The 14,124-nt window shown below is 66.8% G+C and carries 16 protein-coding genes and 1 pseudogene; 10 read left to right on the forward strand and 7 right to left on the reverse strand.

Going from position 1 to position 14,124, the window contains the following annotated elements; genetic code table 11:
• The 3 genes and pseudogenes from BN976_RS11885 to BN976_RS11895 all read left to right on the forward strand — a co-directional run.
• Positions 1–685, forward strand: a pseudogene (locus tag BN976_RS11885) (serine/threonine-protein kinase); the annotation flags it as partial.
• Positions 686–731: 46 nt separating this feature from the next.
• Positions 732–1,952 carry a lipid-transfer protein gene (locus tag BN976_RS11890; protein ID WP_036370882.1) on the forward strand — a complete coding sequence of 407 codons (1,221 nt, stop codon included), beginning with the start codon at positions 732–734 and terminating at the stop codon, positions 1,950–1,952.
• Between the two features lie 76 nt (positions 1,953–2,028).
• The gene (locus BN976_RS11895) at positions 2,029–2,340 is read left to right on the forward strand and encodes a hypothetical protein (RefSeq protein ID WP_011781845.1); all 312 of its coding nucleotides are present in this window, start codon (positions 2,029–2,031) and stop codon (positions 2,338–2,340) included.
• 72 nt (positions 2,341–2,412) lie between these two features.
• Here BN976_RS11895 and BN976_RS11900 read toward each other — a convergent pair whose 3' ends face one another.
• Positions 2,413–3,798 carry a cation:dicarboxylate symporter family transporter gene (locus BN976_RS11900; RefSeq protein ID WP_036370885.1) on the reverse strand — a complete coding sequence of 462 codons (1,386 nt, stop codon included), beginning with the start codon at positions 3,796–3,798 and terminating at the stop codon, positions 2,413–2,415.
• Between the two features lie 109 nt (positions 3,799–3,907).
• Here BN976_RS11900 and BN976_RS11905 point away from each other — a divergent pair, with 109 nt between their 5' ends.
• Both BN976_RS11905 and BN976_RS11910 read left to right on the forward strand, forming a co-directional pair.
• Positions 3,908–5,491, forward strand: a complete 1,584-nt coding sequence (locus BN976_RS11905; protein WP_011781847.1) for a sensor histidine kinase — start codon at positions 3,908–3,910, stop codon at positions 5,489–5,491.
• Positions 5,488–6,177, forward strand: a complete 690-nt coding sequence (locus tag BN976_RS11910) for a response regulator (protein WP_036370887.1) — start codon at positions 5,488–5,490, stop codon at positions 6,175–6,177. The genes BN976_RS11905 and BN976_RS11910 overlap by 4 nt, the downstream gene beginning before the upstream one ends.
• Positions 6,178–6,194: 17 nt before the next feature.
• On the opposite strand, the gene BN976_RS11915 is transcribed toward BN976_RS11910, so the two are convergent.
• From BN976_RS11915 to BN976_RS11930, 4 genes are all read right to left on the reverse strand, one after another.
• Positions 6,195–7,286 (reverse strand): MmpL3/TtfA transport complex stabilizer, encoded by a 1,092-nt coding sequence (locus BN976_RS11915; protein WP_036370889.1) that lies wholly within the window; start codon positions 7,284–7,286, stop codon positions 6,195–6,197.
• Between the two features lie 460 nt (positions 7,287–7,746).
• Positions 7,747–8,154, reverse strand: coding sequence for an STAS domain-containing protein (locus tag BN976_RS11920; RefSeq protein ID WP_036370892.1), 408 nt, complete (start codon positions 8,152–8,154; stop codon positions 7,747–7,749).
• 26 nt (positions 8,155–8,180) lie between these two features.
• Complete coding sequence (gene mbp1, locus BN976_RS11925) at positions 8,181–8,420, reverse strand: microaggregate-binding protein 1 (protein WP_011781851.1); 240 nt, start codon at positions 8,418–8,420, stop codon at positions 8,181–8,183.
• Positions 8,421–8,521: 101 nt separating this feature from the next.
• Positions 8,522–8,860 (reverse strand): STAS domain-containing protein, encoded by a 339-nt coding sequence (locus tag BN976_RS11930; protein WP_011781852.1) that lies wholly within the window; start codon positions 8,858–8,860, stop codon positions 8,522–8,524.
• A 228-nt stretch (positions 8,861–9,088) separates the two neighbouring features.
• Here BN976_RS11930 and BN976_RS11935 point away from each other — a divergent pair, with 228 nt between their 5' ends.
• The 5 genes from BN976_RS11935 to BN976_RS11955 all read left to right on the forward strand — a co-directional run bounded on the left by BN976_RS11935 (position 9,089) and on the right by BN976_RS11955 (position 12,653).
• A complete protein-coding gene (locus BN976_RS11935) occupies positions 9,089–10,567 on the forward strand; it encodes an amino acid ABC transporter substrate-binding protein/permease (protein WP_011781853.1) in 1,479 nt (492 codons plus the stop codon).
• Positions 10,564–11,337 (forward strand): amino acid ABC transporter ATP-binding protein, encoded by a 774-nt coding sequence (locus BN976_RS11940; RefSeq protein ID WP_011781854.1) that lies wholly within the window; start codon positions 10,564–10,566, stop codon positions 11,335–11,337. Before BN976_RS11935 ends, BN976_RS11940 begins: the two co-directional genes overlap by 4 nt.
• A gap of 134 nt (positions 11,338–11,471) precedes the next feature.
• Positions 11,472–11,768, forward strand: a complete 297-nt coding sequence (locus tag BN976_RS11945) for a hypothetical protein (protein WP_011781855.1) — start codon at positions 11,472–11,474, stop codon at positions 11,766–11,768.
• 228 nt (positions 11,769–11,996) lie between these two features.
• On the forward strand, positions 11,997–12,299 hold the full coding sequence (locus BN976_RS11950) for a hypothetical protein (protein WP_036370896.1): 303 nt from the start codon (positions 11,997–11,999) through the stop codon (positions 12,297–12,299).
• Positions 12,300–12,404: 105 nt separating this feature from the next.
• Positions 12,405–12,653 carry a hypothetical protein gene (locus BN976_RS11955; protein ID WP_011781857.1) on the forward strand — a complete coding sequence of 83 codons (249 nt, stop codon included), beginning with the start codon at positions 12,405–12,407 and terminating at the stop codon, positions 12,651–12,653.
• Here BN976_RS11955 and BN976_RS11960 read toward each other — a convergent pair.
• Both BN976_RS11960 and BN976_RS11965 read right to left on the reverse strand, forming a co-directional pair.
• Positions 12,636–13,421 carry a TMEM165/GDT1 family protein gene (locus BN976_RS11960; protein ID WP_036371381.1) on the reverse strand — a complete coding sequence of 262 codons (786 nt, stop codon included), beginning with the start codon at positions 13,419–13,421 and terminating at the stop codon, positions 12,636–12,638. The genes BN976_RS11955 and BN976_RS11960 overlap by 18 nt on opposite strands.
• A gap of 313 nt (positions 13,422–13,734) precedes the next feature.
• On the reverse strand, positions 13,735–14,103 hold the full coding sequence (locus BN976_RS11965) for a DoxX family protein (RefSeq protein ID WP_011781859.1): 369 nt from the start codon (positions 14,101–14,103) through the stop codon (positions 13,735–13,737).
• Positions 14,104–14,124 lie beyond the last annotated feature (21 nt).

Raw genomic sequence — 14,124 nt, forward strand, 5'->3', positions numbered from 1 at the left:
CGGCCCGCCGCCGGGGTGGCCGCCGCAGCCGCCGCAGTCGTCCGGCGGCGGCGGCGGTTCGAAGGGCCCGATGATCGCCCTTCTCGCGGGCGCGGCGGTGATCATCCTGGTGCTGGCCGGGCTGGGCATCTGGCTGGTGGTCAAGCCCGACTCGACATCCGACCCGGTCGCCTCGCGCACCAGCACATCCGCCGCGCCGACCACGACCTCGCGGGGATCGACGACGCGCACGCGAACCTCCACCTCGACGCCCCCGCCGACGGAGTCCTATGACCAGCAGTTGATGGCCCTGCTCTCCGGCGGCCACGACAGCTCGAACTGCGAGCCGGTCGATCCGCCGGCCCCGACGATCCTCGCCACGGTGGACTGCACACAGGCGCTCACCCCGGGCGGGCCTGCGTTCACCCGGTACTCGCTGTTCGAGGACCGCGGGGCGCTGGACGCCGCGTTCGAGGAGGCCATCAGGGTGAACTCGGAGTTGGTGCAGTGCCCGGGCAGCGGCGTCGACTCGCCGACCACCTGGCACTACACCGAAACCCCCGACCAGGTCGTCGGCCAGATCGCGTGCGGCACCTACGACGGCAACCCGGACCTCGTCTGGACCAAGGACGACGACCTGCTGCTCGCCGATGCGCAGGGACCCAACCTGGAGGAACTCCACAACTGGTGGCTGGAGTTCGGGTAGGGCGCGCTACGGTTGCGCTTGCGCAACGTAGCGAAGGGATGGATCTATGAAGCGGGTATTCGTCGTCGGCGTGGGCATGACGAAGTTCGAGAAGCCGGGCGGACGCGCAGCTCGCGGAGCGGACCATGAGCCAGGTCGAGAGGGCTGGGACTACCCCGACATGGCGCGGGAGTCGGGCACCAAGGCACTGGAGGACGCCGGCGTCGCCTACACCGAGATCCAGCAGGGCTACGTCGGGTATTGCACCGGCGATTCGACCTCGGGCCAGCGGGCGCTCTACGAACTCGGCATGACCGGCATCCCGATCGCCAACGTCAACAACAACTGTTCCACCGGATCGACCGCGCTCTACCTTGCCGCACAGGCGATCCGGGGCGGGCTGGCCGACTGCACGCTGGCGCTCGGTTTCGAGAAGATGCAGCCCGGCTCGTTGGGTGCCGGCGCCGAGGACCGTGAGTCCCCGTTGAAACGACACATTTTGGCGCTCAACGAGATCGACGCCATGCAGTTCCCGGTCGCACCGTGGATGTTCGGCGCGGCGGGCCGCGAGCACATGAAGAAATACGGCACCACCGCCGAGCATTTCGCGAAGATCGGCTACAAGAACCACAAGCATTCGGTGAACAACCCGTACGCGCAGTTCCAGGACGAGTACTCCCTCGAGGACATCCTGGCAGCGAAGATGATCTCGGATCCGCTGACGAAGCTGCAGTGCTCGCCGACGTCGGACGGGTCGGCCGCGGTGGTCCTTGCCAGTGAGGACTATGTCGCCAGGCACGACCTGGCCGGGCAGGCCGTCGAGATCGTCGGCCAGGCCATGACCACCGACTTCGCGTCGACGTTCGACGGAAGTGCCGCCAACATCATCGGCCACGACATGAATGTCAAAGCAGCACAACAGGTTTACGATCAATCCGGACTGGGGCCGCAGGACTTCCAGGTGATCGAGCTGCACGACTGCTTCTCGGCCAACGAGCTGCTGCTGTACGAAGCCCTCGGGCTGTGCGGGCCCGGTGAGGCGCCCGCGCTCATCGACGCCGACGACACCACCTACGGGGGCCGGTGGGTGGTCAACCCGTCGGGCGGGTTGATCTCCAAGGGGCACCCGCTGGGTGCGACGGGCCTGGCGCAGTGCAGCGAGTTGACCTGGCAGTTGCGCGGCACCGCCGACAAGCGTCAGGTCGACAACGTCAGCGCGGCGCTGCAGCACAACATCGGGCTGGGCGGCGCGGCCGTCGTCACCGCCTACCAGCGCGCCGAACGCTGAACCTTTCCCCGCCGGGAAACGTGTCACTCTTCGCAAGCGATATGAGGAGTGGGTCGGGGTCGACGGAGGCTCGACAATGCGTAAGGCATGGATATCGGCGGTAGCGCTGCTCGGCGTGATGCTCGGACCCGCAGGAGTCGCGGCGGCCCAGCAGCAGAATCCGTGGGTCGTCATCGAGCAGTGGGAGTCGGCGGGCTACCAGGTCAACATCGACCGGATCGGCAACGCTCCGATCGGGGAGTGCGTGGTGACCGGGGTGAGGAACCCCCAGCAGGTCGTCGAGGAGGTGCTCGTCGTCGACAGGGACCGCCACCACCGCCGCGATTTCGACGTGATCGACGTCGTGGTGCACCAGTCGATCTCGGTGTCGCTGGACTGCACGGGCTGAGCTGAGTCCGCGGAAAGCGCGCGGAACGGCCCGGTCGGCGAGGGGGCCGACCGGGCCGTTTCTCCCGATGCCCTACACCGGCGCCGGGATCTTCTCCTGCGCCGGCTCCTGGGCACGCGAGCCGTGATCGGAATCCAGCATGGTCAGCTCGTCGAACGGATCGTCGCCGGCCAGAACGGAATTCACCTTGTCCCTGTCGATGGTGCGAGTCCACGAGCCGACCAGCAGGGTGGCCACCGCGTTGCCCGAGAAGTTGGTCAACGCCCGCGCCTCGGACATGAAACGGTCGATGCCGACGATCAGCCCGACACCGTCGAGCAGGTCGGGGCGGTGGGCCTGCAGCCCGCTGGCCAGGGTGGCCAGGCCGGCGCCGGTGACGCCCGCCGCCCCCTTGGAGGCGACGATCATGAACACCAGCAGCCCGATCTGCTCACCCAGCGACAGCGGGTCGCCGAGGGCGCCTGCGATGAACAGCGACGCCATGGTCAGGTAGATCGCGGTGCCGTCCAGGTTGAACGAATAGCCGGTCGGGACAACGACGCCGACGGTCGACCGGTCGACCCCGAGATGCTCCATCTTGGCGATCAGGCGGGGCAGCGCAGACTCCGACGACGAGGTCGACACGATCAGCAGGTACTCGCGGGCCAGGTAGCGGACCAGTTTGAAGATCGACACCCCTGAGACGACCCGCAGCAGCGCGCCGAGCACACCGAACACGAAGATCGCGCAGGTCAGGTAGAAGCCGAGCATCAGCGCCATCAGCTGCCCGACGGCCGCCCAGCCGGTCTGGCCGACGACGTTGGCGATGGCGCCGAACGCACCGATGGGGGCCAGCCACAGGATCATCACCAGGACCTTGAACACCAGCTTCTGCAGGTGCTCGATGCCCCGCAGGATCGGCTCCCCCGCCGTTCCCAGACCCTGCAGCGCGAAGCCGACGAGGAGCGCGATGAACAACGCCTGCAGCACGCTGCCTTCGGTCAGCGACGAGAACATCGTCGTCGGGATGATGCCCTGCACGAAGTCCAGCAACCCGCCGGCCTCGTGAGCCTTGTCTGCGAGCTCGGCGCCCTTGCCGGCGGCGGTGTCACTGACCTGCAGACCGCTGCCCGGATGCAGCAGGTTGCCGACCACCAGACCGATCGCCAGCGCGAATGTCGACATCACGAGGAAGTACAGGAAGGCGAGCCCGCCCACCTTGCCGACGGTGGCGGCCTTTCGGACCGATCCGATGCCGAGCACGATCGTGCAGAAGATGACCGGCGCGATCATCATCTTGATCAGCGCGACGAACATGGTGCCGAGCACGCCGACGCTCTTGCCCACCTCCGGGGCCAGGATTCCCACTGCGACGCCCGCGACGACCGCCACGATGACGGCGATGTAGAGCCAGTGGGTGCGGTCGCGCTTGCGTCTGGGCGCTTCAGGCGGGGTTGGGCTGTCCATTCTGGTCGTCATCGGAATCCTCCAGACTCGGCTCGGGCAAAAGGTCTGCAAGGATGCTCTGCGAGGACGTGAGCCAGGTCACGTTTTTGTTCATTACGTTCATACGGAAGGCGCCTGCCCGATGCGACGGATCCGATCGCCATCCCGATCGCCATGGCCGCGGTCGCTTGCGGGTCAGGCCGTCGCGCTGCAGATCCTGGTGATCACGTTGATCGTGCTCGCGGGCAGCGCGCTGGCGGTGCTGGACGCTCGGCGGGACGGTGACGCCGCCGCCGAGGCGCAGGTGCTGGGCATCGCGACGTCGCTGGCCGATTCGCCCTCGACAGCGCAGGCGATCGAGTCCGGCCGCGCCACCGAGATCCTGCAGCCCGTCACCGAGCAGGTGCGCACCCACACCGACATCGCGTTCATCACGATCATGGCGCCCGACCGCACCCGGTTCACCCACACCGACCCGTCGCAGATCGGCGGCGACTATCTGGGCACGATCGAACCTGCGCTTCGCGGCGAGACTTTCACCGAGGTCTACACCGGCACGTTGGGCCCGTCCATCCGCGCGGTGGCGCCGGTGCGCGACTCGTCGGGCCGCATCGTCGGTCTGGTGGCCGCGGGCATCCTGCAGCAGAGCCTGGCCGACCGCTGGCAGGCCCAGTGGCCCGCCATCGCCGCGGTTGGCCTTGGCGCCCTTGCGGTTTCACTGCTCGGCGGATGGGGGATCCGGCGACGGCTGATGCGTCAGACCCGCGGGTTGCGGCCCGAAGAGCTGCGGGTGATGTACGACCACCACGACGCGATCCTGCATTCGGTGTCCGAAGGGCTGATCGTGCTCGACAGGTCCGGTGTTGCGGTGGTCAACGACGAGGCCCGCCGCCTGCTGTCGTTGCCGGCCGGCGAGGTCGCCCGGTCGGACCTGCCGGAGTTCCTGCGCACCTACAACCCGGGCGCGCGCGACGAGGTTCACGTCACCGACGACCGGGTGCTGGTGGTGAACCGCTCCCCCGTCCGGGACGGTTCAGACGCCGGCGGGTCGGAGGTGGTGACGATCCGCGACCGCACCGAACTGCAGGGTGCCCTGGGCGAACTCAACTCACTCAAGGTGCTGACCGACTCGCTGCGCGCGCAGGCGCACGAGGCGGCGAACAAGCTGCACACCGTGGTCACGATGGTGGAGATGGGCCGGGCCGAGGAGGCGATCACGTTCGCGACCGCCGGACTCGAGCTGTCCCAGCAGCTGGTGGACCGGCTGTCCAGCGCGGTCGGCGAGCCGGCGCTGGTGGCGCTTCTGCTGGGCAAGACCGCGCAGGCCGACGAACGCGGGATCGAGCTGACCGTCACCGAGGAGTCGGCGCTGCCCGCCGACACCGACGACCTGCTGCTGACGGGCCAGGAGATGGTCACCGTCGCCGGGAACCTGATCGACAACGCGATGGACGCATGCGATCCGCAAGACCCGTGGGTCGAGGTGACGGTGAACCAGAACTCGGAGAGGCTGCTGATCCGGGTGGCCGACAGCGGAGAGGGCATGGACGCCGGTACCTTCGAGAAGGCGATGCGGCGCGGTTACTCGACCAAATCCGGCGCCGAGGCCGACCAGCACGGACTGGGCCTGGCGCTGGTAGCGCAGGTGGTGAAACGCCACCACGGGCAACTGAGCGCCGATGTGACTTACGGTTCGGTGGTGACGGTGACGGTGGCGCGCCCATGATCGACGTCTTGATCGTCGAGGACGAACCTCTGATCGCCGACGCACATCAAGCGTATTTACAACGGCTACAAGGCTTTTCGGTGGCCGCGGTGGCCCACACCGCGCGCGACGCGATGCGGGCGGCCGCCGAGGCGGCGGCCGCGGGGTCGCCGATCGACCTGGTCCTGCTCGACCTCGGACTGCCGGACGCCAGCGGGATCGCTCTCGCGTCGGCGCTGTCGGGGCTGAGCCCGGCACCGGACATCATCGCGATCACCTCCGAGCGGGACCTGGAGATGGTGCGGGCCGCGGTGGGCCACGGGGCCCTGGCGTATCTGCTGAAGCCGTTCACCTTCGCCGCGTTCCGCGACCGCCTCGAGCGTTACCGCCGCTACCGCGAGGCCCTGCCCGCCGGGACGGATGCGGCCAGCCAGGCGGAGGTCGACCGTGCGCTGGCCGAACTGCGCGTCGGCCCGGATCGGACGGCGGCGCCGAAGGGGGCGTCGCCGGGCACCAATGACGAGATCGCCCGCGCAGTGCGGGATTCGGCGGACGGGGCGACCGCCGACCAGGTCGCCAAACAGGTCGGGGTGTCCCGGGTGACGGCGTGGCGCTATCTCGAGCGGCTCGCAGACGAGGGCACCGTGCGCCGTCACACCGATTACGGCAGGGCGGGACGGCCCAAGACGCGCTATCAGTGGCGCTGAAAGCGCGCGAACATGTCTCAGGCGGGGGTCGGCTGCAGTGCGCGCGATACGCCCAACGCAATCGAGTCGGTCGCGAGGAACTGGGAGTACAGCGTCTCGATACTCGACTCGACCGAGAACACGCTCACGGCGCCGGTGTAATCGGCGATGTACAGCCGCGAACTGTCGGCGGGATGCGTGACGCAGGACGGGCGGGCGTCGACCGCCAGCGAGTCGACGACGTCGAGGCCGAGCGTGCACAGCACCGCAACCCGGTCGTAGTCGACGATGTAGGCGCGGGTCTGGTCGGCGCTCATGGTGAGCTGTGTGGGGGCGCCACCGACGACCACGCGGTCGGTCACCCTCATCGCGTTCAGATCGACTACGTGAACGGTGCCGCCGACCGCACGGTCGGACGTCAACACGTACACCGCGCCGCCCGCGTAGGCGATGTCGCGGATCGGTGCGCCGATCGGCAGCACGCGGTGCACCAGCGAGGTCTCGGTGTCGACGATGACCAGTCGGCTGCCCACGGCATCGGTGACGGCCACGTACAGGCGCTTACCGCTCGGGTCCACACTCAGGGCGTCGACGTTGGCGGCGGGGCCGGACCCGATCCCGATGGTGCCGACGCGCTCGGCGGTGACGTCGATGACCGCGACGTCGACGCGGTCCTGCGCGTCACGGCCGGCGTAGACACGCTTGCCGTCGGGGCTGACCGCCAGCGCGGTGACGCCGGACGCCAGTGGATGGGTGCTGACCACGGTCCCGGCCTCGAGGTCGATCGCGCAGACCGCGTCGTGGCTCTCGGCTGCGACGCAGACATAGGCGCGATCATCGGACGCGGTGACCGCGACGGGCTGCCCGTCGACGGCGATCGTGTCGACGACCGCCAACGTCATGGGGTCGATCACCGACACGCTGTCGTCGCCGGCATTCGCCATCACGACGAACCCCTGGCCCGCTGCGATGTCCCCGACCGGACCCCGGCCGAGCGTGATGCGGCGCTCCAGGACGACGTCGCTCGTGGCCGCATCCGTCAGCGGCTCATCCGCGACATGCGAAGCAGCCTTCGAACCAGCTCCGCCATTGAGCATCAGGCGCCCCTTGGGCACCGAGAAGTTTGCCATGTGCCTGGTACCTCCGCCGGCATGACTGCTGCCCGGCTCTAGATTCCGATTACTGACGCCCGTTTGAGCGTCGCCTGAACCGAGTGTAGCGACGGAACTCGGGGCTCAGGACCGACGAAATCCCAGGACCGGTCTCCGTCGGCGAAACCTCTCAGCAGACACTTAAGAAACGAGTCGTTATGCATTTGTAACCTTTTGCGAGCAAAAGGATTAACGCCCGCTGAACTGCGGGCCAAGTGCTGGTGCAATCGGGTGGGACTGGTGTGACCAAAACATGTTCGTAACAATTTCTTAGCTTTGCCGCGCAAAGTGAGCGCTAGATCACAGCGCGACACGGCAGCAAACACAGATTCGCCGCACCGGCGGCGAAAAGTCGAGTCCGCGGTTGCGGAGGGAGGCACCGGTCGGGGCCCTACAGGATTCGCTGGGACGGTCGACACCGGAGATTGTCACGGCGGACCTAGGCGGGCTTGGCGCCCCGCACCGACGGGATGGTGGTCGCCGGGATCAACCCCTCGGGGTCGCACAGCTCGAGCACGCGGGACACCGCGGGGCTGGCGATCACACACCAGGTGACACCCTCACGCGCCAGATGCGCACTGATGGCATAGAGCGCCGAGGCGCCGTCGAAGGCCATGAAGTTCACTTCGCTGAGATCCAGAATCAGTGCCGCATTGCCCTCGGCGACCTCACGAACGGTGTGGGCGAAGTGCTTGGCATTGGCTGCGTCCACCTCGCCCCACACCGACACGGTGGCCCGGGTCGCAGACCCGGCGCCCTCCGTGCGGCACGCGAAGGTCAGCGACGTCGACGCTATCGAGAAGCGCCGACAATCGGCCGACCTGCTGCGGATGGATGTAACAGTCATTGCAGGACAATTTACCTGCGCAAGGTTTACGACTGCTCGGCTCGTTGTCTTTCTTCGTTCGCCTTGGCCGCTGCCCGCGCGCTTTCGGCCTCGGCCTCCTTTTTGGCGGCCTCGCGCTGCGCGTCGGCCTTGTCCTGCTGAGCCTCGCCCTCCCGTTGCAGGTCGTCCCGGCCGGTGACCACGCCGACCACCTCTTTTGCCTTACCCTTCACACCTTCGACGACGCCCTTGACGGCTTCTTCCGGGCCCGAATTGTTGTCGCTCACGAGACGCTCCTGTTCTGCGGGGAAATACCGCCCCAGCGAAGCATCTGTTCCCGATGCACGAATTCACCAAACCTGGCGGTCGCTGCGCGAACGTCGCGAAGTCAGCCGGCAAGATTGCGCAAGGCAACGTCCAGCGTGGAGAACAGGTCGACGTAGTCGGCGATCCCGGTGATCTTCAGCGGTCGGCTGGTGGCCGGTCCGTCGGCGACCACGGCGAACTTGACCGTGCCCTCGAGTTGCCTGCGCGTGGTCATCAGCACCTGCATGCCTGCCGATCCGAGGAAGTCGACCGCGGTGAGGTCGACGACCACGCCCGTCGGTTGTCGGTCCAGCGCAGCGTTGATGGCCTCCTGCAGCTGGGGCGCCGTGAGCATGTCTACGGCACCGACCGCGGCGACGACCAGGACGCCGTCGATCTGGTGTTCAGTGAATTGCTGCACGTACTCAAGCCTCGTCTTCTACGGTGCGACCCGCCGAACGGGTCACACATGTTGATTCGGGAGGCTGCAGTCTGAACCCGGAACGGTGCCCTACGCGCGAGAACCGCACACAGGCTATCGAACAGCGCGGCACATCGGGCACCTCGGGACCATCTTCGCGATCCCCCGCGGGAGCCACCTCCCGCCGTTAGCGTGGCACTTTGAAGCGACCTATGCGGGGAGGCAACCATGCGCGCCACACGGTCAGGCCACGTCGAGGCCGGCGGAACCCCTTCTATCCGATGTCGCGTCGCCGCGGTACTGACTGTGATCCTGGCAACCGTTCTCGGCGCGGGCCTGCTGGGCGCGGCGACCGCTTCGGCGCAGGAACAGAATTACGTCATCGCCACCGACACCACCTTCGCGCCGTTCGAATTCCAGGACGCCGGCGGCGAATTGGTCGGCATCGACATGGACCTCATCCGCGAAATCGCGAAGGACCAGGGGTTCACCGTCGACATCAGACCGCTCGGCTTCGACGCGGCCCTTCAGGCCGTGCAAGCCAACCAGGCCGCCGGGGTGATCGCGGGCATGTCGATCACCGACGAGCGCAAGGCCGTTTTCGACTTCTCCGACCCGTACTTCGAATCCGGCGTGCAGATGGCCGTGCTCGACAGCAACGACACCATTGCTTCCTACGAGGACCTCAGGGGCCAACGTGTCGCCGTCAAGAACGGCACCGAGGGCGCCGAATTCGCGGAGTCGATCAAGGACAAGTACGGCTTTCAGATCGTCTCGTTCGCCGATTCGGCGTCGATGTTCGAAGAGGTCAAGACCGGCAACTCGGTGGCCGTCTTCGAGGACTACCCGGTGCTCCTGTACGGAATCCAACAGGGCAACGGCTTCAAGACCGTCACCCCGAAGGAACAGGGCTCCAACTACGGGTTCGCGGTGAACAAGGGCCGCAACGCCGAACTGCTCACCAAGTTCAACGAGGGCCTGAAAAACCTCAAGGAATCCGGCCGTTACGACGCGATCATCGAGAGCTACCTCGGTGAAGAGGCGGCCGAGACGGACAACTCGTTCTTCGGCCTCCTCAAGAGCACCTTCCCGATCCTGATGGAAGGCCTGCGGCTCACCTTGATCCTGACCGTCGTCTCCATCGCGATCGCCCTGGTGCTCGGCGTGATGTTCGGCCTGTTCCGGGTGTCGCGGTCGATCTGGCTGCGCGCCATCGGCACCACCTACGTCGACATTTTCCGCGGCACACCGCTTCTGGTGCAGGCGTTCTTCATCTACTTCGGTGTCCCGTCGGCCCTCGACTTCCGGATGACCGCGCTGACGGCGGGCATCATCACGCTCTCGCTCAACGCGGGCGCCTACATGACCGAGATCGTCCGCGGCGGAATCCAGTCCGTCGACAAGGGCCAGATGGAAGCCGCCAGGAGCCTCGGCATCGGATATCTGCCCACCATGCGGAAAGTCATTCTGCCGCAGGCAATCCGGACGATGATCCCGTCCTACGTCAACCAGTTCGTCATCACCTTGAAGGACACGTCGATACTGTCGGTGATCGGCATCGCCGAGCTGACCCAGACCGGTCGGCTGATCATCGCGCGCAACTATCAGTCCTTCACCATGTGGCTGATCATCGGCGTCATCTATTTCATCGTCATCATGGCGTTGACCAAACTCTCGGATCGACTCGAGCGGAGGCTCGTGAAATGAACCAGCTGGTAACGGAAGCCGCGGCCGCCGAACCGGTCGGCACCGTCAAGATTCGCATCGAGGGGCTGAAGAAGTCGTTCGGTGACCATGTCGTCCTCGACGGCATCAGCACCACGATCAGCAAGGGCGAGGTGGTGTGCGTCATCGGCCCGTCCGGGTCCGGCAAGTCGACGTTTCTGCGCTGCCTCAACAAGTTGGAGGACATCTCCGGCGGCAAGGTGGTGGTCGACGAATTCGACCTGACCGATCCGAAGATCGACCTGGACAAGGTGCGCCAGCGGATCGGCATGGTGTTCCAACACTTCAATCTCTTCCCGCACATGACCGTGATCGAGAACATCACGCTGGCGCCACTTCTGACCAAGAAGATGGACAAGGCGGCGGCCGAGAAGAAGGCGATGGAACTCCTCGGCCAGGTGGGGCTCGCCGAGAAGGCGCATGTGAAGCCGGCGACGTTGTCCGGTGGCCAGAAGCAGCGCGTCGCGATCGCGCGGGCGTTGGCGATGAATCCGTCGATCATGCTGTTCGACGAGGCCACCAGCGCGCTGGACCCCGAGATGGTCGGCGACGTGCTGCAGGTGCTGCGCGATCTCGCCGAGGGCGGCATGACGATGGTGGTGGTGACCCATGAAATGGGCTTCGCCAGGGAGGTGGCGTCGCGGGTGGTGTTCATGGCCGACGGCGACATCGTCGAGGACGCCCCGCCGGCCGAGTTGTTCGACAACCCCAAGCATCCGCGGCTGCAGGATTTCCTGGCCAAGGTGCTGTAGGGCCGGCCAGGAATCACCCGGGTTTCTCCATGGAATCTCCAGGCAAGCTCCAAGCGTTGCAGTGTGCGCCGCGCCACGATGGTGTCACTCGAATTTCGGTCACGCCGGTGACACATCAACTCAAGGAGTCCACCATGAAGAAGTTCCCCAAGTTCCTCGCCGCAAGCCTGCTGCCGCTGGGCGCCGCGCTGGCCGTCGCCGCCCCGGCGCAGGCCGACACGGCGGCGTCGACCATCAACCAGTTGCGGTCGCAGGGCTATGACGTCCGGATCAGCCGGGTTGGCAACGCCCCCCTGGACCAGTGCACGGTCGCCAGCGTGCGCAGCCTGCCGGTGGTCGCCCAGCCGTTCCCGGTGGACGACGACGACACCAACGTGTTCACCGTGCAGCCCAAGCAGAAGGTGAACGTGACGCTGGACTGCTCAGCCTGATGACGTCAAGACGCTGCGCCAGCCCCGGGAACGGCGGCCGGATATGTCAGCGGCACACGCTGACTGCATCGTCAATCATGCTGTGACACATCCGATCTCACTTCGTTACCGAGTGCACAGCGGGCGCCTATCCACAGCACAGTTGCCACCCACATCGCGCTCCTAGCGTCGTCGGTCGTGTGGCGATGCGGCTGCACGACGTGTTGACGAACGACGAACGGAGCGACTATGAAACTGACCCGCGTATTGGGCACCTCGGCCATCGCCGGCGGAATCGCCGCGGCGAGCCTGATCTCGACGGGGATCGGGACGGCATTGGCCGAGCCCGGTAACCCCTGCGGGCAGCCTGGAGCAGCTGCGTGCCAACCCGGCCCGTCGACGCAGAACAATGATTGGCAGCACCGCGACATCAATCGCGGGCGGCAAGACCATCAGCCGTTCACGTACGAGGGCCAGCGGGTCCAACCGTTGCCCGCGGGCAACGGCGACGGCTGGGGCTTCTGGTTCCTGGGCCGTTGGATTCGGTTGTAGAACCGGTGTGCGGACTCGCGAAAGCTCCCCCGGGTCGCGAGTCCGCACGGTTCTTCGCGCGCGCCTACCGCAAAAGTCTCGACCATCACTTTAGCCTTGGGGGCCGTGACCACACTGTTGGAGCCGTCGCTGGCGGAACTGGATTTCGACCCCGAGATCCTGTGCACCTGCCGCAGATTCTGCGGCCCGCTGGCGCACCCGGCGCAGTGGTGGGTCACGTTGTCGTGCGGATGCCCCTACCCGATGTGCCAGCGCGCCTTGCGGATCGCCAATCTGCGGCTCAAAGTGCGGTCGCTGGCCTGTCGGCTGTGCGCGACTGACGAGATCGCGATCCGGTCAGTCGCGCCCATCTGAGGGCGCAGCCGACCGCCCGGCACCCGACCCGATCGCGGCGTCGGGCGAACATTCATCGCGCTCGGCGATGTCGACAGCCGAAGGCGCTGAGGGCCGCAACACCGCCGGACGCAACCGGTCGGGCAGCGCCCGCATCACCCCGCCGAGAATCAGCACGAGGGTCGATGCCGCGCCCGCGACGGCCGCCGTCGGCGCCGTCGGCAACAGGTTGTCGAACACCATGTAGAAGCCGAAGAGCAGGAACAGCGCTGCCGCCGAGATCTGGATCAGCCGCTCGGGGAGATGCTTGCCCGCGACCGCGCCGACCAGGATCGCCAACCCGTCCGCGGCGACCATGCCCAGAGTGGAACCGATCCACACGCCAAGCCAATCCCGGTCCGCAGCCAGCGTCACCGTCGCCAGCATCGTCTTGTCGCCGAGTTCGGCGAGTACGAAAGCCGAGGTGACCACAAAGAACGCCGGGGCGGTCGCCTTGGCGGCTCGGGAGGTTTCCTCGTCGGTGAGGCTGTCGCCGCGCAGCGTCCACAGCCCGAAGAAGATGAACATCGCGCCGGCGATGAAGCCGAGAAGATGGGTGGGCAGCGCCGCGCCGAGGTAGTAACCGATGGCGACCGAGAGGACGTGCACGACGGCGGTGGCGGCGGTGATCGCCGAGAGCACCACCCACCAGCGATAGCGCAGCGCGAACATCATCGCGACCAGTTGCGTCTTGTCGCCCAACTCGGCGACGAAGATGACGGCGAAGCTCAACAGCAGGGCGGCGAGCACCACGACTCCTCGGTGTCGGGGTCTGCCGCTCGGAGAGAGTTCGCCTCCGGCCGGCAGCCCGAACGGACTGTACGGCCGAAGGTCTCGCCCACCGGTCATGGACCGGTCCGGACAACCGGGCCAGGCGATCACGCCGCGCAGCCAGTATGTCGATTGCCGATTTGGGGGCTACTCCCCTTCGCTGCCACCACCGTACACACCCCGCGCCGCGACCCGCAACTCGACGATTCTCAATTCCGCTCTGGCGCAATAAGTTTGGTAAGCAGATCAGGAGAGTTCGGCTACCCCAAAACTTCCGGTGGCGAGTCCTGATTCACCCCACCGCCGCGGCGAAGTACGTCGCCGCACCCACCGCCATCAGCAGGTAGGCGGCGGGAAATGCGAGGTTGTGGAAGACCCTGGTGCGCACGTGTACCGCCACGGCTCCGACGAAGAAGCCGACCAGACCGGTCGCTGCGGCCAGGCCCAGCCACGGCGTGGTGACGAAGCCCAGCAGCAGCCCGGCCGCTCCGGCGAGTTTCAAACCGGCCAGGTACGGGATCCACCGGGGTGCGACCCCGACCTCGGCGGAGTTGGCCAGCACGAACGGTGCTCGCGCCAGATCGGCGGCCGCGACCGCCGCGTTGGCGACCGCACACGTGAGCGTCACCGCGGCCAGCGCGGTGGAGACAAGTCCATTCATGACCGGTCTCCCGCCGTTATG

The organism is Mycolicibacterium austroafricanum (assembly GCF_000612725.1).
GTDB lineage: Bacteria > Actinomycetota > Actinomycetes > Mycobacteriales > Mycobacteriaceae > Mycobacterium > Mycobacterium austroafricanum.